Origin of the sequence: Dyella silvae (genome assembly GCF_026421305.1) — a bacterium.
In the GTDB taxonomy this organism is placed as follows: Bacteria; Pseudomonadota; Gammaproteobacteria; order Xanthomonadales; family Rhodanobacteraceae; genus Dyella; species Dyella silvae.
This window is the reverse complement of the sequence record NZ_JAPJBQ010000015.1, coordinates 1-25,829: the sequence shown is the minus strand read 5'-3', so window position 1 is coordinate 25,829 and position 25,829 is coordinate 1. Positions and strand designations below refer to the sequence as shown.

Below are 25,829 nucleotides of genomic sequence, written 5' to 3'. Positions count from 1 at the left end.
CGGCCGCCAGGGAGTGGGTCGCGGCTTGACCTGACGGCCAGTCAGGTGCTGCGCCACGCCCCACTCCCTGGCGGCCGCATGTGACCAACGCAGGCTACGAATAGAGACAGAGCAGGCTCTTTATGTTTCATCCCACTCATTACGACGTCATCGTGGTCGGCGGCGGCCATGCCGGTACCGAGGCTGCACTCGCCTCGGCCCGTACGGGCGCACGCACCCTGCTGCTGAGCCATAACATCGAGACGATTGGCCAGATGAGCTGCAACCCGGCCATCGGCGGCATCGGCAAGGGTCACCTGGTCAAGGAGATCGATGCGCTCGGCGGCGCCATGGCGCATGCCGCGGACCTTGCCGGTATCCAGTGGCGCACGCTGAACGCCTCCAAGGGTCCCGCCGTGCGTGCCACCCGCTGCCAGGCCGACCGCGCCCTCTACAAAGCCGCGATTCGCCGCATCGTGGAAACCCAGCCCAACCTGGAACTCTTCCAGCAGGCGGTGGATGACCTGATCCTCGAGGGTGGCCGCGTCACGGGCGTGGTGACCCAGATGGGTCTGGCCTTCCGCGCCCGCGCCGTCGTGCTGACGGCCGGCACCTTTCTCGCCGGCAAGATCCATATCGGGCCAGCGCAGTACGCGGGTGGCCGCGCCGGTGATCCGCCAGCCAGCACGCTCGCGCAAAAGCTGCGCGAACTGCCGGTGGCGGCTGACCGGCTCAAGACCGGTACGCCGCCGCGCATCGATATGCGCAGCATCGACTTCAGCGGGCTGGAGGAACAACCTGGCGACAACCCGGCGCCGGTGTTCTCCTATCTCGGCTCGCGCGAGGAGCATCCGCGTCAGGTCAGCTGCTGGATCACGCATACCAGCGAGCACACGCATGAGCTGATTCGCAGTTCGTTGGATCGCTCACCGCTCTACAGCGGCCAGATTGAAGGTATCGGGCCCCGCTACTGCCCGTCGATCGAAGACAAGGTGGTGCGCTTCGCCGAGAAGAGCTCGCACCAGATCTTCATCGAACCCGAAGGCCTGGACACGTTTGAGATCTACCCGAACGGCATCTCCACGTCGCTGCCCTACGACGTGCAGCTGGCGCTGGTGCGCTCGATCAAGGGCTTTGAAAACGCGCACATCACGCGCCCCGGCTATGCCATCGAGTACGACTACTTCGACCCCCGTGGGCTGCACCCGTGGCTCGAAACCAAGACCATTCCGGGTCTTTATTTCGCCGGCCAGATCAATGGCACCACGGGGTATGAGGAAGCCGGCGCGCAGGGCCTGATCGCTGGCCTGAACGCGGCACTCGCGGTGAAGGGCGCGGCGCCGTGGTATCCGCGCCGCGACGAGGCCTACATCGGCGTGCTGATCGATGATCTCACCAGTAATGGCACCATCGAGCCCTACCGCATGTTCACCTCGCGCGCGGAATATCGCTTGTATCTGCGCGAGGACAACGCCGACTTGCGTCTGACAGAAACCGGCCACACGCTCGGCGTGGTGCCGCAGACGCGCTTCGACGCGCTGCGCGCCAAACGCGACGCCGTGGAACGCGAGATGCAGCGCCTGGGCGCCATCTGGGCAGCGCCAACCAATGCGCTGGGCACCTGCATTACCGATGCGCTCGGTATCACGTTGAGCCGCGAAACCAGCGCGCTGGATCTGTTGCGCCGCCCTGAACTGGATTACGCCAGGCTGACCACCGTGACCGGCATCGGCCCCGCCGTGGACAACGACGACGTCGCCTCTCAAGTGGAAGTGCAGACCAAGTACGCCGGCTACCTGGAGCGCCAGCGCGAGGAAATCGAGCGCCAGCGCCGCCATGAGCAGACCGCGATTCCCGACGGCTTCGACTACGACAAGGTTCGCGGCCTCTCGGCCGAAGTGCTACTCAAGCTCAAGCGTGCGTTGCCCGAAACTGTTGGCCAGGCCTCCCGTATCAGCGGCGTAACGCCTGCCGCGATCTCGCTGCTGCTGGTGCATCTGAAACGCCGCGACGCGGCCTGAACTACGTCGCAGCATCGCACCAAGACCACGCGCCCGCATGGCATCATGCCGGCCTGAAAGATCATTCGGAGCACATCATGGAAGTTTGGATCGGGCGCGATGGCGAACGACACGGCCCTTACAAAGAGATGGACGTGCGTCAGTGGCTCCGCTCCGGTCAGGTGAGCGCCGACGACCTCGGCTGGTACGAGGGCATGGCGGACTGGCAGCCGCTGTCGAGTCTGTTTCCCGAAGAACTGGAGCGCGACAGCGCCTCAGGCGCTGGCATGCCGCCGCCGCCACCATCCGCAAGCGTCGCTTCGTCGCCGGTTGCTGGCGCGGGCGTCGCCGCAGTGGCATTCGACTACGCCAGCTTCTGGCAGCGCTTCGGTGCGTGGGTCATCGACCTGATGGTGCTGATGGTGCCTTCGATGATCGCGTTCTATGCCATGGGCGGCTTTACTGCGTACACGCACATGCTCACGCAGCTGCAGGCCAATCCGGACATGAGCACCGCGATTCGCGATTACGCGGAAGCCACACAAGGCGCCAATATCGCCACCTTCGTGATCGGTTTCCTCTACTACACGTTGTTCGAAAGTTCGAAGTGGCAGGCCACGCCAGGCAAACTCGCACTGCGCCTGCGCGTCACTGATGTCGACGGCAATGGCCTCACAGTGGGGCGCGCTGCGCTTCGCAACGCCGTGCGCCTCACCAACGTCATCACCGGCCTCATTCCGTTTGTGTGCTACATCGCGGTAGCCTGGACAGAGCGCAAGCAGGGTCTTCATGATCTGCTCGCGCATGCGCTGGTGCTCAATGGCCGCGCGAACGATGCGCCGCCTCGCGCAGCCGATACCGGACCCAGCGACGGCTCGTTCAACGCGTGATACGGCGATGTTGCCGAGGGCGCGCAGCTATCGCGCTGCGCGCCCTCGCTGCGTTTATATCGTCTGATAGATAGCAGTTTTTGCCGTAGCGCGGATGATGAATCGCTCGAAATAGAGTTCGGCAGTCGCAGTGATGACTCAGCGCGAACCTACGATCCACTGGATCTATGAGTGTGATGATTTTGTCGTTGAGCCCTATGCCCATCGGCTTACGCGCGCACACCAAGACATCACGCTGGAACCCAAGGCCTATACCGTGCTCGTCGTGCTGCTTGAGCACGCGGGCGACGTGGTGGACAAGGACACGTTGCTGAATGCGGCCTGGGGGCACCACCACGTCACGCCAGGCGTACTCACCCGCGTCATCTCCCAATTGCGCCATGCCCTGGGCGATGCCGCGACCGAGCCCCGCTATATAGCCACCGTCCATTCGCTTGGCTATCGCTTCATTGGCCATGTGCGGCGGAAGCAAGTGCTCCCCCCGCCCAGCGAAACCGTGCCAGAGGATTCATACGACCCGGAGGAGGTGCTGGCCGCATCAATGCGCCTGGGCGTACCACCTCCACCGAAGGACACTGCTGACGGCCGGCTCTGGCTGTGGCTCGCCATCCCCGTTGCCGTGCTGACGACGCTGGTGCTGCTCATCGCATTGACGCATTGGCGAGGGCATCCGGATCACGCGACGCCTCCGCCACCGACGCTGGCCGTTCTTCCCATGACGCTGCCGGCAGGGCTTGAAGACCTTCGTGCAGAGATGGATGGATTCACCGACTCGCTGATCGATCAGTTGGCCACGCGACCCGAACTGCGCGTGGTGCCGAAGGGGCGAATAACGGCGTTATCCAGTCCGGTCCTGGACGTGCGCGCTACCGGCCGCGCCTTGCACGCTGACTACGTGTTGCTCTCAGCGTTGTCGAAGGGGCGCGATGGTCAGATACAACTACAGTTGCGGCTGCTACCCACGGCGGGGGCGGTGTTGTCGCCGCAGTCATGGCACCACCCGTTGACGCTGCTTTCACTGCCGGCGCTGGCGAAAACGGTTCAGATGGAAGTGCAGAGCACATTCCCGCGTGCCGCCACCATGGACGCGGCCAACGAGCGCGTCGACACCGAGGCGGCCCGCGACAACTACTGGCTTGCTCAGCGCGATTGGTACCGCTTCAGCGCCAGCTCGGAGCTGGAGGCGATCCGCCACGACCAGAAGGCACTGGCCGCCAACCCCTACCACGCACCGGCGTGGTGTCAGATAGGCGACAGCTACCTTACGCTGGGCGAAAGCGGCGCCATGGCGTCGGACGTTGCCCTGGCAAAAGCGGAACCTTCCATTCGACGCGGTCTGGCGCTCAACCCGGCCGCCGCTGAATGTCACGCATCCTTGGGCAATCTCTACCTGGTGCAGGACGACGGCCTCGCTGCCGAAAAAGAGTTGCGCCGGGCCATCACGCTTGACCCCGATTTCATGCTCGCGCGTTTCTGGCTCGGCAATGCGCTGCTCAGCGAGAAGCGGCCGCGCGACGCGCTCAAGGAATCCATGCAGGCGCTGGCAGAACGTCCCCAGCTCTATCCCTTGCTGATCAACGTGGCGAGAACGCAGGCCATTCTCGGTGATCCCGTGGCGGCGCGCGCCTCACTGGTTCGCCTCACCGCCACCAGCGAACCGGCATCGACCCGCAAACCTGCCGAAGCCTGGATTGCACAACAGTACGGCGAACTGGCTCAGGCCACTCATGTGCTCTCCACGTTGCTACAAGCCGATCAGCCGGCACGACCGCCCTGGTGGCTTGATCAGGCGCGTGTCTACCTGAAGATGGATGCGCTTGCGCAAACGGCCTCGGCACTGAACAGAGCAGGATCCTCTGCCGCCGCTGACTACTGGGAGCTGCACAGTCACTTGTTTTTCGCGCAAGGCGACCCGGATGGCGCGATCGAATTTCTTCGCCATAGCCGCCCGCCGCCGGACATCGCGGCACTTTCCCATGCGCTGTTCGCGCATGCGCTCGCACTCAAGGGCGAGACAAGCGCAGCGGTCACCGAATACCGCAGCGTCTTTACCGGCGATCATGCTTATGGCGACCCCTTCCTCGACATCGGCAGTTTCGATCTCGGCCCCAATGAACTCGCCAACTTCGCCGCCCTGCTGAGCGCCAATGACCCTCAACGCAAAGCCATCGTCGACGCTTTGCACACGCAATATCGACAACTGCGTGCGGCTGGCGTGGAGCTGCCTTCGCTCTACTACCGCGAGGCCGCGCTTGCCGCGCTTCTCGGCGACCATGATGAAGCGACACGAATACTCACGCTGGCGATCGATCACGGCTTTCGTGATGGTCCCGCCCTACGACGCGACCTGGCATGGAAGCCACTAGCGCACGATGCGGACTTTGCGCAGCAGCAGCAGCGTCTCATGCGCTCGCTGGCCATCGAGCGCGACAAGATGAGTGCACCTTCGCCGCATCCATGAAAAGACATAGAGGCCACGCCATAGCGGAACCGTCTCGTTGTTCGGGAGTCGCACGGCTTACGTCAACACGACACGATGTTCACAGCGCGATTCCATTTGCTCGACCCTTGGACAGAGGTGGCATCGCGTCCTCGTGCCGATGACAAATGGACATCGATCCGACTGTGGCATGCGCACTATGCACATGCCAGCGCTGCGCGCGGGGCGGGTGGTGCGCGTTATGACCTATGGCGGATGCGCACGCAGATGGATGGGCGCATGCTCATCCAGACAGGGGGCCGCGGAACAGGTTCGCCCATGGCCCAGTACTCACCTGAATGCGGCTGGATTTATCAGTGCGACGATATTGTCGTAGAGCCGCGTGCACATCGCCTCGAACGCGCGGGCGTCGGGCTCTCTGTGGAACCGAAGGCCTACACCGTGCTCGTCGTGTTGCTGCAGCAGGCTGGCGAAGTCGTCGGCAAAGACACGCTGCTCGATGCCGCGTGGGGCCATCGCCACGTCACGCCCGGTGTGCTTACGCGCGCCATCTCGCAACTTCGGCGCGTGCTGGGCGACTGCCCCGGCAATCCGCGCTATATCGCCACCGTGCACAGCCTGGGCTATCGGTTTATTGGCAACGTGCATCGCATGCCGGCTGCTGCCGCTCCCGATGCAGAGATCGCCCTGTCACCCGATGATGGCGACACGCTCTTCGCGGCAGATCCACTGGCGCTGCGGCCCCGACCGACGCGCATGCGATGGCTCGCCGCTGCGATCACCCTGGTGTTGATTGTCGCCATGCTCGCGGCGGCCAGTGTGTGGCACCCGCCCATCGATCACTTCGCGCCGACCCACGCGCTGCCCCGCCCCGCCGTCGTGCTGATGCCATTTGCCCGCACGCCCTACGAGCATGCCTGGCATGTCCGGCACTGGCCGCGCAACCACCGCACTGCTACGGGATATCCGGGCGGCGGCGACGATATACCCGCGCGGATGCATGCGGCGGGCTATCTGGTGCTACGCCCTGAACAGGCGCCGGCAGCGCGTCAGTGAGCGAGGGGATCAACTTGCTATGATCGGTGATCCGGCGGGCCGCACAGGCGCCTGCCGTCTTGTCGAACGCTCAGGAATTGTCTCAGCCTCATGCTCAGCATTGAACAACGCATTGCCCAGGACATCGCCGCCAAGCCGGATCAGGTTCATGCCGCGGTGGATCTGCTCGACGGTGGCGCTACCGTGCCGTTCATCGCACGCTATCGCAAAGAAGCCACCGGTGGTCTCGACGACACGCAGCTGCGCCTGCTGGAAGAGCGCCTTCGCTACCTGCGCGAACTCGAAGAACGCCGCAGCGCGATCCTCGCCAGCATCGAGGAACAGGGCAAGCTGACGGATGCGTTGAAGGGCGACATCCTCACCGCCGATACCAAGGCGCGCCTGGAAGATCTCTATCTGCCGTACAAGCCCAAGCGCCGCACCAAGGCACAGATCGCGCGCGAAGCGGGCCTCGAGCCGCTGGCGGCGGGCCTGCGCGAAGATCCCACGCAATCGCCGGATGCTTTCGCCGAACAGTTCATCGACGCCGAGAAGGGCGTGCCCGACGTGCGCACCGCGCTCGACGGCGCGCGCGCCATCCTGATGGAAAGCATTGCCGAAGATGCCGGCCTGCTCGGTAATCTGCGCGATTGGCTATGGGAAAAGGGCCAGATTCGCGCCAAAGTGGTCGCGGGCAAGGAGAACGAAGGCGCGAAGTTCCGCGATTACTTCGATCATATGGAGCCCATCGGCAAGATTCCGTCGCATCGTCTGCTTGCGCTGATGCGCGCACGCAACGAGAGCGTGATCGAACTCGAGCTCTCACCAGCGCTCGATATGGAACAAGGTCATCTCGAAGGCGAAGGCCGCGTCGCCGCGCATACCGGCATCATCGACCGCGGTCGCGCCGCCGATGCATGGTTGCGCGAAACCGTACGCCTGACCTGGCGCGTGAAGCTGCATCTGCATCTCACGCTCGATCTGTTCGGCCGCGTGCGCGAAGGTGCAGAAGACGAAGCCATCCGCGTGTTCGGTGACAACCTGAAGGATCTCATGCTTGCCGCGCCCGCCGGTGCCAAGAGCGTGATGGGTCTGGACCCGGGCATCCGCACCGGCGTGAAGGTGGCCGTGGTTGATGCGACCGGCAAGGTGCTCGCCACCGACACCATTTATCCGCACGAACCGCGCCGGCAATGGAACGAATCGCTGGCCGCGCTGGCACGTCTGTGCCAGAAGCACGGCGTGGACCTGATCGCCATCGGCAACGGCACCGCCTCGCGTGAAACCGACAAGCTCGCTGGCGAACTGATCAAGGGTCTGGCCAAAACGCATCCGGAGCACAAGCTGTCGAAGGTGGTGGTAAGCGAAGCGGGTGCGTCGGTGTATTCGGCATCCGAAACCGCCGCCAAGGAATTTCCGGATATGGACGTAAGCCTGCGCGGCGCCGTGTCCATCGCCCGTCGCCTGCAGGATCCGCTGGCCGAGCTGGTGAAGATCGAACCCAAGGCCATTGGCGTGGGTCAGTACCAGCACGACGTGAATCAAGTGAAGCTGGCGCGCGCGCTGGACGCCAAGGTCGAGGACTGCGTGAACGCCGTGGGCGTGGATGTGAACACCGCTTCCGCGGCGTTGCTGTCACGCGTTGCCGGTTTGTCTTCCAGCGTGGCGGAGAACGTGGTGAAGCACCGCGACGCCAACGGCCCGTTCGCCAACCGCAAAGCGCTGCTGAAGGTACCGCGCCTCGGCGACAAGGCGTACGAGCAGTGCGCAGGCTTCCTGCGCGTGCCCAACGGCGACAATCCGCTCGATACCAGCTCGGTGCATCCGGAAGCCTATCCGGTGGTCGAGCGCATCATTGCCCAGTGCGGCCGCGAGGTTCGCTCCATCATGGGCGACACCAGCTTTTTGCGTGGCCTCAAGGCCGAGCAGTTCACCGACGAAAAGTTCGGCGTGCCGACCGTGCGCGACATCCTCAAGGAACTGGAAAAGCCCGGGCGCGACCCGCGCCCCGAGTTCGTGGCGCCAAGCTTTGCCGAAGGCGTGGAAGATCTGAAGGACCTGCGTCCCGGCATGGTGCTGGAAGGCCGCGTAACCAACGTTGCGGCTTTCGGCGCCTTCGTGGATATCGGCGTGCATCAGGACGGCCTTGTGCACGTCTCGGCGCTTTCGCACACGTTCGTGAAGGATCCGCGCGACGCGGTGAAAGCTGGCGACATCGTCAAAGTGAAGGTGATGGAGGTTGACCTGCCGCGTCAGCGTATCGGCCTGTCGATGCGCCTGGACGATGAACCGGGTCAGCAGGTCCGGGGCGCGCGCCCGGCGGGCGGGAACGATGCCCGCGGCGGTCAGCGCGACAACCGTGGCCCTCGCCCCGGTGGCGGCGCTCCGAAACCGGCCCCGGCCCCCGGCAACAGTGCGTTTGCGGACGCCTTCTCCAAGGCCCTGAAGCGCTGAGCCCAGCCCCTTTGTAGGAGCGCACTCTGTGCGTGACCGATCCAGGCCGATACGGCAGGTGGACCGGTCGCGCACGGGGTGCGCTCCTGCCGTTTTACGAAGCCTGTCGTGTAGGGTTTTTCGCGGTGCGCCGCAGCATGCGCTTACGTATGGCCATGCATTAACGTAACGTTGGAATAACAAAGACCATCCCGGTCCAGGAGCGTTACTGACATGCCCCGCATTCGCCTTATCGCCGGCGCCATTACCGCCGCACTGATTTTCAGCTCGTCCGCCATGGCGTCGAGCGCCCCGTTCAGTAACGTCATCTCATTTGGCGACAGCCTGAGCGATGCCGGCAACATCTCGCTGGCGACCAACCCGGCCATCCAGCCGCCGCTGCAGTTCACCACCAACCCGGGCGCGGTCACCGTGCAGAACGTGGCCAGCCATTACGGCTTCAACCTGGGCCCTTCGCTGGCCAACGGCAACGATTTCGCCTGGGGCGGCGCTGGCGTGCTCAACAACTCACCGGGCACCCCGGCAGCCGTGCCGACCATCTCCACGCAGGTCAATTACTACCTGGCGACCAGCAAGGTCGACAGCAAAGCGCTGTACACCATCTGGGGCGGCGCCAATGACATCTTCAATGCGGCCACCTCGGTCGGCGCTGCCGCCGTGGCGCAGCAGCTGATCCAGCAGACCGTCGCCCAGCAGGTAGCCAATCTGCAGGCGTTGGGCGCAACGCCGGCCCAGATCGCTGCCGCCCTCCCGACGATCACCCAGCAGGTGACCACCGCGGTGGTGGCGCAGGTGACGGCGGGCGCTGGCGTGTCCTCGCTGATGACGCCAGACCAGGCTCAGGCCACCATCGCCGCCGCCGCCCAGCAGGAAGTGAAGCTGATCGGCCAGCTGCAGGCAGCCGGCGCCAAGAACATTGTGGTGTTCAACCTGCCCAATATTGGCCTGACGCCTGATGGCACGGCGCAGGGTCCGACCGCTGCCGCCGCACTGACTGGCCTGAGCCAGGTCTTCAACGGCCAGCTCAGCGCCGGCCTGGCCAGGTTGGGCAAGGGCATCATCCCCGTCGATACCTACAGCCTGCTCAATGAGGCGATCGCCAACCCGACCGCCTTCGGCTTTACCAACGTCACCACACCGGCTTGCGGCGTGGGCTCCAGCTCGGTGCAGTGCGGCCCGCAGGGTTCTGGCCTGCCGTATACGTACGCACCGGGCACGAACCAGACCTATCTGTTTGCCGATGGCGTGCACCCGACCACCGCCGCCGATGTGATGCTGGGCCAGTATGTGGTCTCCATCCTCAGCGCCCCGGGTTACGCTTCGTTGCTGGCGGAAGCGCCGCTGGCGTCGATCGCAGCGCAGAACCGCGCGGTCCGCAACCAGATGATGGCCGATGGCCAGGGCACTGACACGCGCGTGTGGGCCAATGTCGACTATGGCGACCAGCGCTTTGACAGCAGCAGCACCTCGCCACGCACCAAGAGCAACAACGTCAACCTGACCTTTGGTGCAGACGTCCGCTTCAATGACAACTTCACGGGTGGCGTGGCCATGAACATCGGCCAGCACAACGCCGATTACTCGGGCGGCGGCGGTTACAAGCTGCAGGATGTCTCCGGCCTGGGCTACCTCTTCTACCACCAGGGTGGCGGCTACATCGGCGGTTACGCTGACTTCGGTCAGGACAACTTCTCTGACATTCAGCGCGACATCCAGCTCGGCGCATCTCGCCGCACCGAAACGGCCAAGGCCGACGGCAACCATGTCGGTGCCGGCCTCACCGGCGGCTGGTGGTTCGATGTGTCCAGCCTACGCACCGGTCCGTTCGCTACGGTCGAATGGCAGACGGTGAAGGTCAACAGCTACAACGAAGCTGGCAGCGACAGCACTGCCATGTGGTTCGGCAGCCAGCAGCGCGACGCGCAGATCTCCACCATCGGCTGGCGCCTGGAAGGCCAGTGGCAGGCCGGCAACACCATGCTGCTGCCGTACGCCGAGCTCGCCTGGAACCACGACAGCAAGGCCGACGCACGCGACGTCACCGCCGGCCTCAACGGCATGCCGGGCAGCTTCGCTCTGACCGGCTTCGTGCCGGACAAGACCTGGGGCACGGTGGACGTGGGCCTGAGCGCCAAGTTCACGCCGGTGCTCACCGGCTGGCTGGGCTACAGCGGCCGCTTCAGCGACAGCAGCCAGAGCTACAACAGCATCAACCTGGGCGTGAAGTACGCCTTCTAAGGCGTCCTGTCATCCCGACTCAAAAGCCGTCCGCGCAAGCGGGCGGCTTTTTCTTTTCATGTCCCCGTGAACAAGACATACCTCACCAGGAACAATGCCGCGACCACCCAGGCAGCACCATGCACCTCGCGCGCGCGCCCGGTGAACAGCTTGAGTACCACGTAGCTGATAAAGCCGAACGCAAGGCCGTTGGCAATGGAGTAGCTGAAAGGCATCACCAGCGCTGTCAACGCGGCGGGCACCGCTTCGGTATGGTCGTCCCAGTGCACATCCACCAGCTCTCGCAGCATGAGCCCCGCTACATAGAGCAGCGCTGGCGCAGTGGCATAACTGGGCACGGCGGCAGCCAGGGGAGAAAGCACGAGCGCCGCCAGAAACAGCAAGGCGATCACCAGCGCGGTGAGGCCCGTGCGTCCACCCGCTTCCACGCCCGCGGCGCTTTCGATGTAGGCCGTGGTGCTACTGGTACCGAGTACCGATCCGGCAAGGATCGCGGCGCTGTCCGCAAACAAGGCGCGACCGAGGCGCGCCTTGTGAGGCCCTTGCGAGAGCTGCGCCCGGTGGGTGAGCCCCATCAGTGTTCCGGTGGCGTCAAAGACTTCCACCAGCACAAATACCAGCACCACATGGAAGAAGCCGTGGTGCAGTGCGCCGGGAATATCCAGCTGAAATAGCGTCGGCGCCAGACTGGGTGGCTTGGAAAAAACCCCGTGGAACGGTGTGTAGCCGAGCAAAATGCTGCCCAGCGTGCTGAACAAAATGCCTATCAGGATGGCGCCGCGCACCTTGAGCGCATCGAGCACGGCGATGACGAAAAACCCACCCATGGCGAACAGTGCCGGTGCGCTGTGCAGATTGCCCAGAGCCACCTTGGTGACGGGGTCCGCCACGACGATGCCCGCATTGCCAAGCGCGATGATGGCAAGGAACAGACCGATGCCTGCGGCAATGGAACAACGCAGCGAACGTGGAATACCTGCGATCAGCCAGCGACGTATACCGGTCGCACTCAGTACGACAAAAATGCATCCGGAAATGAACACCGCACCGAGCGCCTGCTGCCAGCCATAACCCATGGCGCCCACCACTGTGAACGCGAAGAAGGCGTTGAGCCCCATACCCGGCGCCATGCCAACGGGATAGTTGGCGACAAATGCCATGATCAGCGAGCCAAACGCCGCCGCGAGGCAGGTGGCGGTGAATACGGCGCCGCGATCCATCCCCGTGCCACCAAGAATCTCGGGATTGACGAAGATGATGTAAGACATGGTCAGGAAGGTGGTCAGCCCCGCGACCACCTCGGTGCGCACGTCAGTGCCGTGCTCGGCGAGCTTGAAGATTCGTTGCAACATGGAGCGTCCCATGGCGATCCGGTCATCCCAGCGCGGCGCTGGGCGAATGGCATGGTAGCGGACTGGCTGCGCTGACCGGGTTCAGGACGCCCCGCGCCTACGCGCACCGGATACAAAAAAGCCGCCCCAGGGGGCGGCTTTCAGGTGAACTGGCTCAGGGACTTACTTGCCCTTGCCGTTCGTCGCGAGACCCAGGATGGTCTGGGACTGCTTCTGCAGGCTGGCGGCATCGTCATCGCTCAGCGGCGAGGTCTTGCCGCCGGCGTCGTGTGTCTTGAGCACCAGCGAACCGTCCTGCGCCCATGCAGCGCGCTCGGTCGAGCTCGGCTTGGCGTCCTTGCTGGACTTCTTCTGCTGCACGACCACCCACGGCTTGCCGTCCTTGTAGGCGTAATCGGTGCTGGTGAAGCCCTTGTCGCCGTAGTCGACTTCTTCGCGGATGAACTTCACTTCGCCGGCTTCGCGGAACACCTGCCAGCCGCGCGACACCTTGTCTTCCAGCTTGGTGCCGCTGCTGATCTTCATGCCGCCGATCTGCTTCTGGACGGCCGTAAAGGCGGCCAATTCCTTCTCGCCCTGGGTCTGCTCGGCAGCGAGCTGGATGCTCACCTGCGTCGGCGCACCCTTGGTCAGCACCATGGTCTGCAGCGGCGGGTTGTAATGGCGGTCGCCGTCGATCAGCGTGGCCTTGATGACATACATGTCATTGGGGTTCACGTCGGCCGCGTTGAACGGCACCTGGAACTGCAGCGGGAACGTGTTGGCGGGCTCAACCGTCTTGGTGGCCAGCGGCGCGGCGTCCGGCGTGGTCTGGTCGACCAGCGTCAGCTCCAGCTTGGCCGACGCCGACACCTGAGTGGCGTCACGCAGAGTCACCTGACCGGTGATCTGGTTGGCCTGAGCCGGCGTCTGGGCAGCATTGCCCTCAGAACCGCCCTCGGACGGCTGGGAAGAATTGCTACAACCGGCAAGAGCCAGTGCAGCGACCGACATCAGCGACCAAACAAGACGGCGCATGGGAAAAACCTCTTTCGATAGTCAGGGCTTAGCGCGAGAACCAACAGGCGCCCAACACGCCTCGACTCTACACGGGGGAAGCTATCACCATAGCCCAAACGGCAGGGCTTGTAAAAGCCCGAACCATGCGCTGGCGTACGCCGCGATTCATGGTTGGCCGACACATACTTGCCCCAGACAGGCCGGTTCCGCCAACCACAACCCTCACGCGCAGGCACCGCATATCCTACGTGCAAGGCGGCAGCGGCGATGACGCCCGGCCTTTACGAAGCCCCCCCCAAAAAACCAGGGGCCCATAGGGGCCCCCGGCTAAAACCACCCATCGGTTCGGGTAACGCTTAGAACTTCTGGGTGTACTGCAGGTAGAAGTAACGATCGATGTCCAGCGTCGGATCCAGCTTCGCCGTGCTGCTGGTGTCGACGGAGTAAGTGATCGTCGGCTGCTTGTCGAACACGTTGCGGATACCAAACGAGACGGTGCCGTTCCAGGGCAGCGAGTAGCGAACCTGCATGTCGTGGTAGGTGCTGGCACCCTTACGGTTCGCACCGACACCGCTCCAACCCGGCGCCTGGTAGTTCGGCTGATTACACTCGATCTTCGCGTCCTGGTCCCAGCACTGGTCGCGGAAGGCGCCGTAGTAGCGCATGGTCCAGTTCGCACCCCACTGATTCAGACTCCAATCAATGCCCAGATTGGCGCGGACACGCGGATACTTCCACTGGCCGGCATAACCGATGATGTCGGAAGCGGACGTGCTGCGCTCGTCATAGGACTTCAGATAGTTCGAATCCAGGTTGACGGCGAACTTGCCATAGCCGAATTCCGGTAGGCGATAGTGCACACCGAAGTCATAGCCCGACGTGCGCAGCGAACCGAGATTGAGGTTGCCACGGTTGAGGTTGACCACCGCGTGAGTCACCGGATCGCGCTGGAAGTCGTTGCAGAACTGCTGCACGTTGCTGACGTAGCACTGGTTCAACACATAGTTCGCGCTGACCGCCGTGATCTGCTGGACGATGCGGATGTCATACCAGTCGAGCGAGACGTCCAGGCCCGGCACCCACGACGGGCTGTACACCAGACCAGCGGTGCGGCCGAGGCTGGTTTCCGGAACCAGGCTGGAGTTGCCGACGCCCGCGTTGAACGGCGAGGTGCCCTGCGTGTCGGGGCTGGAGATCGGGAGGCCCGCCGAGTTGGTCTGGCGGAAATTGGCCGGCACACCCGCTGCCCGGCAGGCCGCTGCAACGGAGGCGTTGCTCGCCGCCGAGCCGAACTTGGCATCGCAGGGATCGGTGTAGTAATCGAACGTCTGCGAGCCGCCACCGAAGGTGTCGCCCAGCGTCGGTGCGCGGAAGCCCTTGGCGAGCGTGCCGCGAACCAGCAGGTCATCGATCGGCTTCCACAGGATGCTGTACTTGTTGTTGGTGGTGTGGCCGAAGTTGCTGTAGTCCGAGTAGCGGCTGGCGATATCGAACGACAGCTCCCTCGCGCCCGGCAGGTCACGCAGCACCGGGACGTTGACTTCGACGTAGAACTCGTCGGTGTTGTACTTGGCGTTGGTGCCACCACCGGCAAGGTCGGTCGACCAGCCCGATGCCGACAGCTGATCCGGACGATCGTAGCCCGAGATCTGGCGATGCTCGTAACCCGCTGCAAGCCCGACCTCACCGGCCGGCAGGTCGAACAGGCCGCCGGTAATGTTGGCCGTGTAGTCCTTGCTCAGGCTCTGCTGGGTGCTCTGACCACGGGCGTTGATATAGGCCAGCGCCTGCGGCGTGGAGGCACTCGGACCACCCAGGATGTTGAACGGCACGCAGCGATCGAGCGAGATCGGACTAGCTGCGGAACCGCACTGGACGACGCCATTGCTGTTGACGAACGACGGACCCACTGCCTGCCGCAGGTTCAGCAGGTTGAGATTGCCGGTGTTGGTCTCGGTGTAGTCGTACTTGTTGTAGTCGAAGCCGACATCCCAGTTCCAGGTCCGCTGGCCGAGCTCGAAGGCACCTTCAAAAGCAGCGTCCCAGTGGTACTGCTTCACGTTGGCTTCGGTGACGCGGGGGATTTCGATGGTGCGACGGTAGAAGAACAGGTCCTTGCCCGGCTCCGGGTTGTAGTAGCTCTGGCCGCTGATGTAGACGGGGTGCGTCGGTTGGCTCAGGCTGTTGAGCGGATAACCTGCCACCTGGCGGGTGTTGTCGCGCTCGGCGTACATCGCGTTCGTCTTGAACGTGACGTAGTCATTGAAGTGGTGGCTGCCCGTGGCGAAGATCGTCTTCAGCTCGTTCTTCGGCGACCACATCATCTGATCCGGCGGATTGTAGTAATCCTCGGGAACGTTCACACCCTTGTGGTAGCTGGACAGGTTGCGCGAGTCTTCACCCACGCCCTTGCCGTCCCAGCTGCCCGTGTGGTTCAGCACGTAGGTGGTGCCCGTCGCGCCGCCAGTGGCGCTGACATTGCGAAAACGGCCCCAGGGACCGGTCGCGCTCAGGCCATCCTCGGCATGATTCGGGCCATAGGTGTAACGGGTGATCTCGCGGTTCTTCGCCCAGATCTCGTTTTCTTTGTTATAGGCCGCGCTGAACATGAGCGAGGTTTTCTCGTTCGTGCTGCCCAGGGTGAACGAATAGGCCTGCTTGGTGCCGTCATTGCCCTCGTTCTCGCCCACATAGGCGCTGGCTTCAGCGCCGTTGTAGTGGTCGCGCAGAATGATGTTGACCACGCCGGCAATCGCGTCGGAGCCATACACGGCCGAGGCGCCATCCTTCAGCACGTCGATACGCTCGATCAGCGCCGCCGGGATGGTCGACATATCGGTGTAGCCGTCCAGGCTGGTGGCCCAACGCTTGCCGTTGACCAACACCAGCGTGCGGTTTTCACCGAGGTTACGCATATTGATGTACTGGCCACCCTCTTCCGAGTTGGAGGTCAGCACGCTGGCCTTACTAAACGTGGGGCTGCCCGCAACCGTCAGGTTCTGCAGAATATCGCCCACGCTGACCAGACCGGTCTTCTGGATGTCGGCCTGCGTCATGGTGAAGACCGGCTTCGACGTCTCGATGTCCACGCTGCGAATGCGCGAACCGGTCACAGTGATGGTTTCCAGCTTTTTGGCATCGCCCTGGCTCGGGGCGTCTTCGGCAAACGCCGGCGCCACGGCCACAAAGGCACCCAGTGACAGTGCAAAGCGCACGGCCACCGTAAGTTTGTTGTCAACGATCTTACGGAACTGCATGTTCTCTCCCCAGTTAAAGACCCCAGCCCTTTCCGGGGTCAACAAGCTGCCTTGCGTCGCAAGTTCCAAGTTCTGGCGGCGTTGCACCTCCAGAACTTGCTGTCTGCCAGCTGAACAAGGCAGCGCATTTGTGATCACCAATCAACGACAATTGCGTTGTTGGTCTCAGTGGTAGTCATGCCCCTCCGGCTAACTACCACCAAGAACTTACGAACCTATAGGAATGATCTTACGAATGTCAACGTTTTTGTAACGATTGACTCACGTGAAATCGGCATTTTGGGGTTCATGCTCTCTATAACTTGTCGCCATCCGCCAGGAAAATGCGATGAATATGCAAAAAATTTCGACAAACGAGCCCGCGAACACTTTCGCTGATCGCATCAAAGTGCTGATTCAGCGCGTGGGCAGCGTCACGGAAATCGCCCGTATGTGCGGTTTCTCCGAAGGTGTCGTGCGCAGCTGGCGTGATGGCAACACCGATCCGTCCCGTGCCCGCTGCGTCACGCTGGCCAGAACGCTGGGGATTTCCCTGGTGTGGCTGGTCGCCGGCGAGGGCAGCATCCAGGCAGATGTGATCGCCTCGGGCGAGGAGCTTCCGAATGCCGAAGCCAGCGCCAACCGTCACCGCTCCAAGCTGCGTACGGCCGCCGATACGCTGCATGCCAGCGGCATGGCCATGGATCCGCATCGCCTGAATACGGCACTGCGCATCCTGCAGTCGGAGCTGGACCTGGCCGAAAGCCGGCTCACCCTGGCTGACAACGCCGACATGCTGGCCGACCTGTACGAAATCCTCGGCCCGGGCGGCACCGATGTGGACGCCACGGCCATGGTGGCGTTCAATCAGCGCCTCCACGAGCGAGTGAAGCGCGGCCGCCAGGCCATCGCGTAAGCACCACGCAAAAGAAAACGGCAGCCCGCGGGCTGCCGTTTTGCTGTGGGCGTTGCGCCCGCCTGCTACAGGCGGGCGATATCGGCAATCGCGCCGAACTGCGCCTTGAGCTGTCCGAGCAAAGCCAGACGGTTGGCGCGCACCGCCGGATTCTCTGCGTTGACCAGCACGCTGTCGAAGAACGCATCCACCGGCGCCTGCAATTGCGCCAGACGGGTGAGCACCGCCGCATAGTCACCTGCCTGCAGCGGCTGCGCCGTGTCAGCGCGCGCAGCATCCAGCGCTGAAGCCAGCGCGCGTTCGGCATCCGCTTCGAAGTGGGCCGGATCGACCGCGGTGCCCTCGGCCGGAGCACCGGCCTCCTCGGCCTGCTTGCGCAGGATATTGGCCACGCGCTTGTTGGCGGCCGCGAGACTCAAGGCCTCTGGGCGACGCCCGAATTCGCCGACAGCCCGCAGGCGGCGGTCGAAATCCACCAGGCTCGTCGGCGCTACGGCGAGCACCGCTTCGAACTGTTCGCTGGTGAAGCCCTGTTCGGCGTAGTAGCCGCGCAGGCGTTCAAACACGAAATCGACCAACTCACCCAGCAGGGTGGCGCGGCGCTTGCCGGCGTCGAGTGCAGGAGCCTTGCCATCCTTGCCCGGCTTGAGGCCGGCGGCGAGCGCCGTTTCAGGCAAGAGTTCGAGTGCTTCGGCAAAGGTCGCCCGCAGATCCAGCTCCAGCCCACCCTCGACCAGGGTGCGAGCCAGACCGAGCGCGGCACGGCGCAACGCGAACGGGTCCTTGTTGCCGCTGGGCTTAAGGCCCACCGCGAAGATACCCGCAAGGGTATCCATGCGATCGGCCACGGCAAGCACGCGGCCGACCTGGCCCGCCGCGATGGCGTCGCCAGCGAAACGCGGCTGGTAGTAGCTGTCCAGCGCATCGGCCACATCGGCGGCTTCGCCATGTTGCGCGGCATAGTAGCGCCCCATGACGCCCTGCAATTCCGGGAACTCGCCCACCATGCGGGTGAGCAGATCGCACTTGCTCAGGGCCGCCGCGCGGGTCGCCGCACCGGCATCCACACCGACGCGGCCAGCGATGACGCGCGACAGTTCGGCCACGCGCACGCTCTTGTCCCACAAGCTGCCCAGCGCCTGCTGATAGGTGACGTTCTTCAGCTGGTCCTGATAGCTGGCCAAGGGCGTCTTCAGGTCTTCATCCCAGAAGAACTTGGCGTCAGCAAAACGCGGACGGATCACGCGCTCATATCCCTTGCGGATTTCAGCCGGCTGCTTGCTCTCGATATTGGCGATGCCGATGAAGTGCTCAGTGAGTTTGCCGTTGGCATCGAACACCGGCACAAACTTCTGGTTGGTCTCCATGGTGGTGACCAGTGCTTCGGGCGGCACCGCGAGGAATTCGCGATCGAACTTGCAAGCGATGGCCACCGGCCACTCGGTGAGGTTGGCGATTTCGTTGAGCAGCGCGTCATCCAGCTGCGGCGTACCACCGGTTTCCTTCGCCACGCGCGCGACTTCATCGCGGACCTTCTGGCGACGCTCGGCCGGGTCGGCCAGCACTTTGGCAGCGCGCATCGAGTCAAGCCAGATGTCCGCATCGGACACGTGCACTGGCTGCGTATGCATGAAGCGGTGGCCACGCGACTTGCGGCCACTGGTCAGCCCCAGTACGGAACCGTCAACAATCTCAGCGCCGTGCAGCATCACCAGCCAGTGCACCGGACGTACGAAGGTGTAGTCGTGATCGCCCCAGCGCATGGGTTTGGGAATCGGCAGACCCTTGAGGGCTTCGTCGACGATTTCGGGCAACAACGCGGCAACGGGCTGGCCGGGTTTCACCGCGCGGAACACAAACCACGAACCCTTGTCGGTTTCGAGCTTTTCCAGCTGTTCCACAGTGACGCCGCACGACTGCGCGAAACCTTGCAACGCCTTGCTCGGCTGACCTTCGGCATCCAGTGCGGCGTTCACGGCGGGGCCGCGACGCTCGATGTTCTGTTCCGGCTGGTTCACCGCCACCGAAGGAATATAGACGGCCAAACGACGCGGCGAGGCATACAGCGTCGCCTCGTCCAGACTTGCGTCGACACCGCGCTTGGTCAGTCCGTCGCAGATGCCGCGCAGGAACGCGGAGGCCAGTTCGTCCAGCGCCTTGGGCGGTAGTTCTTCCGAGCCCAGTTCGATCAACAGCGGCTTGGTGGCGGCGCTCATGCGGCCTGCTCCTTCACGTTCTTCTTCAGGCCCGGGAAACCGAGCTTTTCACGTTGCGCGACATACGCCTCGGCCACCGCACGCGCGAGCGTGCGCACGCGCAGAATGTAGCGCTGACGCTCGGTCACGCTGATCGCGCGGCGCGCGTCGAGCAGGTTGAAGGTGTGGCTGGCCTTCATCACCTGCTCGTAGGCAGGTAGCGGCAAGCCCGCGGCGATCAGCTTGTTGGCCTCGCCTTCGCACACATCGAACCAACGCAGCAGTTCGGGCACGTTAGCGTGCTCGAAGTTGTAAGTGCTCTGCTCGACTTCGTTCTGATGGAATACGTCGCCGTAGGTCACTTTGCCGTACGGGCCTTCGGTCCACACCAGGTCGTAGACGTTGTCCACGTTCTGCAGATACATGGCCAGGCGCTCGAGACCGTAGGTGATCTCACCGGTGACGGGACGGCATTCCAGACCGCCGGCCTGCTGGAAGTAGGTGAACTGAGTCACTTCCATGCCGTTCAGCCACACTTCCCAACCCAAACCCCAGGCACCGAGCGTAGGCGATTCCCAGTTGTCTTCGACGAAACGCAGGTCGTGCACCAGCGGATCCAGGCCCAGCTCCTTCAGCGACCCGATGTACAGGTCAAGGATGTTGTCCGGGTTCGGCTTCATCACCACCTGATACTGGTAGTAATGCTGCAGACGGTTGGGGTTTTCGCCGTAGCGGCCATCGGTGGGACGGCGCGAGGGCTGCACATAGGCCGCTGCCCACGGCTCGGGACCGAGCGAACGCAGGAAGGTGGCGGGGTGGAAGGTGCCGGCGCCAACCTCGGTATCGAGGGGCTGCAGCAAGACACAACCCTGCGCCGCCCAGTAGCGGTTGAGGGTCTGGATCACATCCTGGAAGGTGCGCGCGGACATGGCTTCCCGTGGGCGTCAATAAAGCGCGTTAGTATAGCCGGGACCGCTTTCGCCGCTGAATTTTCAGGCGAAATACCAGGGGAGGTATCAAAGCATGGCCGCTTCACCGCAACCCGTATCCCTGCTCGGCCGCCGCACACGGCTCGCTCTGGATGAAATGCTCGCTGCCCTGGTGGTGGACGGTTACCTGCTGGCCGAGGATGCCAAGCTGGTGCGCTTGGGCAGCCGAAGCGGTCGCAGTACCGTCGAGCTGCACCCGCTGGTGGTGGTGGCCAACGCCAAGCTGCCCAATCAGCGCGATCCGGGACGCCCGCTGAACCTGGAAATGCTGACGGAGTGGCTGGCCGGACACGCGAAGCTGCCCTACCTCAAGATTGACCCGATGAAGATCAATGTGGCCGCGGTGACCCAGGTGGTCAGCCGCGCCTACGCAGAGCGCCATCGCATCTTGCCGGTGGCCGTTGCGCTGGGTGAGATCACCTTCGCCACCTGCGAGCCGTTCGATAACGCCTGGGCCGCCGATCTCTCGCATATGCTGCGGCGGGACGTGCAACGCGTGGTGTCCAATCCGCTGGACATCAATCGTTACTTGCAGGAGTTCTACGGCGTCCAGCGGTCGATCCAGCTCGCCCAGGACGCCAAGGGTACCGGTTACAACGCCGCCGCTCTGCTCAACTTCGAGCAGTTGGTGGAGTTGGGCAAGAGTGGCGAGGTGGGTGCCGATGACCGTCACGTCGTCCACATCGTCGACTGGCTGTTGCAGTACGCCTTTGAACAACGCGCCTCGGATATTCACCTCGAGCCTCGGCGTGACGCCGGCCTGATGCGTTTTCGCATCGACGGCGTGATGCACAAGGTGTTCGAACTGCCGCCGCCGGTGATGACTGCGGTGACGGCGCGCATCAAGATCCTTTCGCGCATGGACGTGGCCGAAAAGCGCCGGCCGCAGGATGGCCGCATCAAGACGCGCTCAAGTTCTGGCCGTGAGGTTGAACTGCGCATTTCCACCATGCCGACCGCCTTCGGCGAAAAGGTGGTGATGCGTATTTTCGACCCGGACATCGTCGCCAAGGACTTTGCGCAATTAGGCTTTTCGGCGGAAGAAGATGCCACCTGGCGTTCGATGGTCGAGCGTCCGCACGGCATCGTACTGGTCACCGGTCCCACCGGCTCAGGCAAGACCACCACGCTTTATTCCACACTCAAGCACCTCGCTACGCCGGAGTTGAACGTCTGCACGGTGGAAGACCCCATCGAAATGGTGAGCCCCGAGTTCAACCAGATGCAGGTGCAACCGGCGATCGATCTGGACTTTGCCGCGGGTGTGCGCACGCTGCTGCGCCAGGATCCGGACATCATCATGGTGGGCGAAATCCGCGATCTGGAAACCGCACAGATGGCGGTCCAGGCCTCGCTCACGGGTCACCTGGTACTGTCGACGCTGCATACCAATGACGCCCCCAGCGCGGTTACCCGCCTGCTTGATCTGGGCGTGCCGCACTATCTGATCCAGTCCACCGTCACCGGCATCGTGGCGCAGCGTCTGGTGCGCACGCTATGCCCTCATTGCAAGCAGGAAACCGCGCAGGATCCACATGAGTGGACCGCCCTGACCCATGGTTGGTCGGTGCCGCTGCCCGACAAAGTCTTTAAACCGGTCGGCTGCCTGGAGTGCCGCAATACCGGCTTCATGGGCCGCACCGGCATTTACGAGATGATGCAGCTGACGCAACGTTTGCGTAGCCTGATCTCGGCGCAGTTGGATCTGGGCCATTTCGGCCACGCTGCCTTGGCCGAAGGCATGCGGCCGCTGCGAATCTCTGCGGCCACCCAGGTGGCCCGTGGGCTTACCACCGTCCAGGAAGTCATCACGGTGCTACCGCCGATAGAGCACGGTTCAGCCTGAGTGCGCATGATCTGTTTCTCACCGAATCCAATCATTCTTACCGCATGAAACCCGTTCTGATCATCCGCACCGGTCGCGCTCCCGCTCCCATTCGCGCACGCCACGGTGATTTTCCTCATTGGTTCCGGCTCGGCGCAGCGCTTTCGCCGGAGCGCGTGCAGGTCGTCGATGTGGAAGCCGGAGAGACGTTGCCGGCTCCCAACGAGGTGGCAGGTGCGCTGATCACCGGTTCCGCCGCGATGGTGACCGAGCGCGCGCCATGGAGCGAGCGCACAGCCGGCTGGATTCGCGATGCCATGGATGCAGAGCTGCCGATGTTTGGCGTGTGCTACGGCCATCAGCTGATGTCGCATGCACTGGGAGGCCGCGTCGATTACCTGCCTGGCGGCCGCGAAATCGGAACCGTCACGCTCAACGTGCTCGATGCAGCCAAAGACGACCCGTTGGCCAGCGGCCTGCCTGCGGAGTTTCGTGCCCACGCCACGCATGAACAGAGCGTGCTCGAACTACCCCAAGGCACGACGGTTCTGGCCAGTTCGGCGCGTGATCCGCATCATCTGGTGCGCTATGGCGCCAACGCCATGAGTGCGCAGTTCCATCCCGAGTTCAATGCCGACGTGATGCGTGCCTATATCGACCGCAAGCACCATGACATGCGACGCGAGGGGTTCGATCCTCATCACACCTTCCGCCAGGTCGCTCCCACACCGCTGGCGCGGCGCCTGTTCCGCCAGTTTTCACGCCAGCACGGACTCGCTTCACGCTGACGCTCCCGTCATGTTGAAAGCCTAGAATCGTGCCGTAGGCGCGATCAGCTGATGCTGCGCGCCGCTACTGCAGGGACAGGCTCCATGGGACTACAGCAACCGCACGTGCATCGGGCCTCGGTCATCGCGATGCGCCTGGTCGATATCGCCGACTCCATCGACCTTGCTGCCGTGGAGGCTCTGTGGGCGCAGCATGCGCGGACCGCAGCTGCGCGCAGCCGCCTGCTTACCGCCTCACCCAAAGCGATGACCTTCGGCGTGCCACCCGTGCAGCTCACACTGGGACCGCTGCAGATGGATATCGGCGGCCGTCCCGTGCAGACCTCCGTGATGGCGCGACTTTACGAGTTCGGTGTCGCTGCATTTTCGGTGCGCGTGCCGGCAGACGATCTTTCCTGGCCCGACTTCAGTGCACGCGTCAACGCGGTCGATACAGCGCTTGGCATTGCTTCCAGTACCACGGTCTGGACGCAGTTGATCAAGGAGATCATGGACGTCCTGCGACCGGCTTTGTTCCGGCCAAGCCCGTCCCCTTTGTATGAGGACTATCTGCTCGGATTGGTGCATGCCCTGGAGGGCGTCACCAGCACGTCCAGGCTGCACGATGAGCTCGATCTGGTGCCCCTGCTTTCCGGTGAGTCGCGTCCATTGTCAGAACAGGCGAGGCAGGAATTGCTGCGACAGCGTTTCTCCTACTACGCCGACGACCTGGCGGTGGTCACCTGGGATCGCGCGTTCATTTACGAGCCTCGCAATGAATCGGATGTGGTCGACATTCTCGAGGTCGCCAATGCGCAGCTACTCGAATTGCGCTATTACGACGAGCTGCTGGATGCCGAATTGCCTCGCATGTACGACCTGGTGGAAGCCACACACCACGTAGCCAATCCACTGGCAGCTCGTCGCTATGCGGATCTCGCCCGTCATCTGTATACGCTGGTGGCTGAGGTCACCGAGATCACTGAGAAAGTCGATAACGCCTTGCAGGTCACCGAAGATGTTTATCTCGCACGCGTCTACGCTGCCGCGTTGGAGCTATTTCGCGTACCACACGTGAGCAAGGCAGTGGATCGCAAACTGGCCATCATTCGCGACAGCTATGCAGCGCTTTATGAAGAAGCCTCGGGAAAGCGTGGCGAACTGCTGGAGCTGGCGATCATTGTGCTGATCGTGCTGGAGATTGCGATCGCCGTGATCCGGCACGTGTAAACGTGCCGATTAGCGTCCTCGCGGCGGCATCGGAAAGGGTGTGATCTTCTGGCCGTCACTCGCGTCGCGAATCACCAGCGCACCTTTGTTCTCGACTTCTTCGATTCGGACGACTGACTGCATCGGCAGATGCAGGACACGCGTGTCCTTGAACTCGTCTCGAAGCTTTTCTTCGGTGGGATCAACCAGCAGCCCATCGCCTACCGGTTCAAACACGAGCTCGCCCACTTCGGTGAAGCCCCAAAGGCTGCTCGACGCCACGTGCCGCGCATAAAGCTCGTAGCACTTGCCCAGATGCAGGAAGGTCACTTTGTAGAGTTTCTTGGTACGCATGCGCCTATTTTATCCGCGCAAGCGCCGCGCGATCGAATCGCGTGAAAACAGGGCAAATACGACGCCAAACAGAAACCCGGCGATATGCGTCCACCACACCACGGCGCCATAGCTCGGTCCGACATAGCTGAAAAGCAGCTGCAGCAGTATCCAGATGCCAATCAACAGGAATGCCGGCACTCGCACGAATTCCAGATAGAGCCCCAGTGGGAGCACCAGGCCAAGTCGCGCCCGAGGAAACAGAGCGATATACGTGCCAAGTACGGCTGACACAGCACCACTGCAACCGATGATCGGCGAACGCACGCCGGCCAGTGAAAGCGCGCCGACCAGATTGGCCACCATGCCACCCAACACAAACAGCAGCAGGAAGCGCAACGAGCCCAGGGCCCGCTCTGCAGGAATACCGAAAATCACCAGATACAGCAGATTGCCCAGCAAGTGCAGCCAGGCGAGGTGAATGAATAGCGCCGTGAAAAGACGCAACAGCGCCGGGTCATGCAGCTGGGGCAGCAAGGGCGCTTTGGGATCAAAGATATTGGCCGGTACCGTGCCCCATTCAAGCCACGTCGAAACGCGTTGCGGGGCAGGCATCAAAGCCAGACCCACAAAACTGATCACGCATACGACCACCAGTAGCACGGTGGCCCATTGCACGTGACGGCGACGACGGACTTCGACATGGACAAACACGAGATAGGCGCTCCGCACGCTGCCGGGACAATGGGCCACGCATCATAGGCAATAAGCCTTGTCGCACATGACACCCATGCATACAAGCTTGTGTGCTTGCTTACGTGCGCCAGGCACGCCGATTTTTGAAACGCGCAAAGACAAACGCCTTCCCGGATGGGAAGGCGTTTGAGGGATAAAGCCCCTGGCGGTGACCTACTCTTGCATGAGGATTCACACTACCATCGGCGCAGCTGCGTTTCACTTCCGAGTTCGGGA

At 63.1% G+C, this 25,829-nt stretch carries 17 protein-coding genes and 1 rRNA gene; 10 read left to right on the top strand and 8 right to left on the bottom strand.

Annotation, left to right across the window (positions count from 1 at the left end):
• Positions 1–122: 122 nt before the first annotated feature.
• The 6 genes from mnmG to OQE56_RS19945 all read left to right on the top strand — a co-directional run bounded on the left by mnmG (position 123) and on the right by OQE56_RS19945 (position 11,036).
• Positions 123–2,000, top strand: a complete 1,878-nt coding sequence (gene mnmG, locus OQE56_RS19970) for a tRNA uridine-5-carboxymethylaminomethyl(34) synthesis enzyme MnmG (RefSeq protein WP_267226832.1) — start codon at positions 123–125, stop codon at positions 1,998–2,000.
• A gap of 77 nt (positions 2,001–2,077) precedes the next feature.
• Positions 2,078–2,869, top strand: coding sequence for an RDD family protein (locus OQE56_RS19965; RefSeq protein ID WP_267226830.1), 792 nt, complete (start codon positions 2,078–2,080; stop codon positions 2,867–2,869).
• Positions 2,870–3,002: 133 nt separating this feature from the next.
• Positions 3,003–5,330: a winged helix-turn-helix domain-containing protein gene (locus OQE56_RS19960; RefSeq protein ID WP_267226829.1), complete on the top strand. Its 2,328-nt coding sequence runs from the start codon at positions 3,003–3,005 to the stop codon at positions 5,328–5,330.
• 297 nt (positions 5,331–5,627) lie between these two features.
• On the top strand, positions 5,628–6,365 hold the full coding sequence (locus OQE56_RS19955) for a winged helix-turn-helix domain-containing protein (RefSeq protein ID WP_267226827.1): 738 nt from the start codon (positions 5,628–5,630) through the stop codon (positions 6,363–6,365).
• A gap of 90 nt (positions 6,366–6,455) precedes the next feature.
• Positions 6,456–8,798 carry a Tex family protein gene (locus OQE56_RS19950; protein ID WP_267226825.1) on the top strand — a complete coding sequence of 781 codons (2,343 nt, stop codon included), beginning with the start codon at positions 6,456–6,458 and terminating at the stop codon, positions 8,796–8,798.
• 213 nt (positions 8,799–9,011) lie between these two features.
• Positions 9,012–11,036 (top strand): autotransporter outer membrane beta-barrel domain-containing protein, encoded by a 2,025-nt coding sequence (locus OQE56_RS19945; RefSeq protein WP_267226822.1) that lies wholly within the window; start codon positions 9,012–9,014, stop codon positions 11,034–11,036.
• Positions 11,037–11,092: 56 nt separating this feature from the next.
• Here OQE56_RS19945 and OQE56_RS19940 read toward each other — a convergent pair whose 3' ends face one another.
• From OQE56_RS19940 to OQE56_RS19930, 3 genes are all read right to left on the bottom strand, one after another.
• Positions 11,093–12,388 carry an NCS2 family permease gene (locus tag OQE56_RS19940; RefSeq protein ID WP_323748601.1) on the bottom strand — a complete coding sequence of 432 codons (1,296 nt, stop codon included), beginning with the start codon at positions 12,386–12,388 and terminating at the stop codon, positions 11,093–11,095.
• Between the two features lie 162 nt (positions 12,389–12,550).
• Positions 12,551–13,405 (bottom strand): DUF1481 domain-containing protein, encoded by an 855-nt coding sequence (locus OQE56_RS19935; protein ID WP_267226818.1) that lies wholly within the window; start codon positions 13,403–13,405, stop codon positions 12,551–12,553.
• Positions 13,406–13,743: 338 nt separating this feature from the next.
• Entirely contained in the window at positions 13,744–16,644 is a 2,901-nt protein-coding gene (locus OQE56_RS19930) for a TonB-dependent receptor plug domain-containing protein (RefSeq protein ID WP_267226816.1), read from the bottom strand.
• 328 nt (positions 16,645–16,972) lie between these two features.
• Here OQE56_RS19930 and OQE56_RS19925 point away from each other — a divergent pair, with 328 nt between their 5' ends.
• Complete coding sequence (locus tag OQE56_RS19925) at positions 16,973–17,539, top strand: helix-turn-helix domain-containing protein (protein WP_267226814.1); 567 nt, start codon at positions 16,973–16,975, stop codon at positions 17,537–17,539.
• A gap of 65 nt (positions 17,540–17,604) precedes the next feature.
• On the opposite strand, the gene glyS is transcribed toward OQE56_RS19925, so the two are convergent.
• Both glyS and glyQ read right to left on the bottom strand, forming a co-directional pair.
• Positions 17,605–19,755, bottom strand: coding sequence for a glycine--tRNA ligase subunit beta (glyS, locus tag OQE56_RS19920; RefSeq protein WP_267226812.1), 2,151 nt, complete (start codon positions 19,753–19,755; stop codon positions 17,605–17,607).
• On the bottom strand, positions 19,752–20,663 hold the full coding sequence (gene glyQ / locus OQE56_RS19915; RefSeq protein ID WP_267226810.1) for a glycine--tRNA ligase subunit alpha: 912 nt from the start codon (positions 20,661–20,663) through the stop codon (positions 19,752–19,754). Before glyQ ends, glyS begins: the two co-directional genes overlap by 4 nt.
• A gap of 94 nt (positions 20,664–20,757) precedes the next feature.
• On the opposite strand from glyQ, the gene tfpB reads away from it, so the two are divergent.
• The 3 genes from tfpB to OQE56_RS19900 all read left to right on the top strand — a co-directional run bounded on the left by tfpB (position 20,758) and on the right by OQE56_RS19900 (position 24,545).
• On the top strand, positions 20,758–22,569 hold the full coding sequence (gene tfpB / locus OQE56_RS19910) for a type IV pilus assembly ATPase TfpB (RefSeq protein WP_267226809.1): 1,812 nt from the start codon (positions 20,758–20,760) through the stop codon (positions 22,567–22,569).
• Between the two features lie 44 nt (positions 22,570–22,613).
• Positions 22,614–23,336, top strand: coding sequence for a glutamine amidotransferase (locus OQE56_RS19905; RefSeq protein WP_267226807.1), 723 nt, complete (start codon positions 22,614–22,616; stop codon positions 23,334–23,336).
• A gap of 84 nt (positions 23,337–23,420) precedes the next feature.
• Positions 23,421–24,545, top strand: a complete 1,125-nt coding sequence (locus OQE56_RS19900) for a hypothetical protein (RefSeq protein WP_267226805.1) — start codon at positions 23,421–23,423, stop codon at positions 24,543–24,545.
• A gap of 9 nt (positions 24,546–24,554) precedes the next feature.
• Here the strand turns inward: OQE56_RS19900 and OQE56_RS19895 are convergent, their stop codons facing one another.
• The 3 genes from OQE56_RS19895 to rrf all read right to left on the bottom strand — a co-directional run.
• Complete coding sequence (locus tag OQE56_RS19895) at positions 24,555–24,878, bottom strand: DUF1820 family protein (protein ID WP_267226803.1); 324 nt, start codon at positions 24,876–24,878, stop codon at positions 24,555–24,557.
• Positions 24,879–24,887: 9 nt separating this feature from the next.
• Positions 24,888–25,571 (bottom strand): rhomboid family intramembrane serine protease, encoded by a 684-nt coding sequence (locus OQE56_RS19890; protein ID WP_267226800.1) that lies wholly within the window; start codon positions 25,569–25,571, stop codon positions 24,888–24,890.
• Between the two features lie 182 nt (positions 25,572–25,753).
• Positions 25,754–25,829 (bottom strand): 5S ribosomal RNA (gene rrf, locus OQE56_RS20150); the annotation flags it as partial.

Excerpts from the sequence above, each read along its gene's own strand:
- OQE56_RS19935 (WP_267226818.1), bottom strand. The coding sequence starts at position 13,405 with ATGCGCCGTCTTGTTTGGTCGCTGATGTCGGTCGCTGCACTGGCTCTT.
- OQE56_RS19955 (WP_267226827.1), top strand. The coding sequence starts at position 5,628 with ATGGCCCAGTACTCACCTGAATGCGGCTGGATTTATCAGTGCGACGAT.
- OQE56_RS19930 (WP_267226816.1), bottom strand. The coding sequence starts at position 16,644 with ATGCAGTTCCGTAAGATCGTTGACAACAAACTTACGGTGGCCGTGCGC.
- OQE56_RS19960 (WP_267226829.1), top strand. The coding sequence starts at position 3,003 with ATGACTCAGCGCGAACCTACGATCCACTGGATCTATGAGTGTGATGAT.
- OQE56_RS19965 (WP_267226830.1), top strand. The coding sequence starts at position 2,078 with ATGGAAGTTTGGATCGGGCGCGATGGCGAACGACACGGCCCTTACAAA.
- OQE56_RS19945 (WP_267226822.1), top strand. The coding sequence starts at position 9,012 with ATGCCCCGCATTCGCCTTATCGCCGGCGCCATTACCGCCGCACTGATT.
- OQE56_RS19950 (WP_267226825.1), top strand. The coding sequence starts at position 6,456 with ATGCTCAGCATTGAACAACGCATTGCCCAGGACATCGCCGCCAAGCCG.
- OQE56_RS19925 (WP_267226814.1), top strand. The coding sequence starts at position 16,973 with ATGAATATGCAAAAAATTTCGACAAACGAGCCCGCGAACACTTTCGCT.
- glyQ (WP_267226810.1), bottom strand. The coding sequence starts at position 20,663 with ATGTCCGCGCGCACCTTCCAGGATGTGATCCAGACCCTCAACCGCTAC.
- OQE56_RS19940 (WP_323748601.1), bottom strand. The coding sequence starts at position 12,388 with ATGTTGCAACGAATCTTCAAGCTCGCCGAGCACGGCACTGACGTGCGC.
- OQE56_RS19905 (WP_267226807.1), top strand. The coding sequence starts at position 22,614 with ATGAAACCCGTTCTGATCATCCGCACCGGTCGCGCTCCCGCTCCCATT.
- tfpB (WP_267226809.1), top strand. The coding sequence starts at position 20,758 with ATGGCCGCTTCACCGCAACCCGTATCCCTGCTCGGCCGCCGCACACGG.
- glyS (WP_267226812.1), bottom strand. The coding sequence starts at position 19,755 with ATGAGCGCCGCCACCAAGCCGCTGTTGATCGAACTGGGCTCGGAAGAA.
- OQE56_RS19900 (WP_267226805.1), top strand. The coding sequence starts at position 23,421 with ATGGGACTACAGCAACCGCACGTGCATCGGGCCTCGGTCATCGCGATG.
- OQE56_RS19895 (WP_267226803.1), bottom strand. The coding sequence starts at position 24,878 with ATGCGTACCAAGAAACTCTACAAAGTGACCTTCCTGCATCTGGGCAAG.
- mnmG (WP_267226832.1), top strand. The coding sequence starts at position 123 with ATGTTTCATCCCACTCATTACGACGTCATCGTGGTCGGCGGCGGCCAT.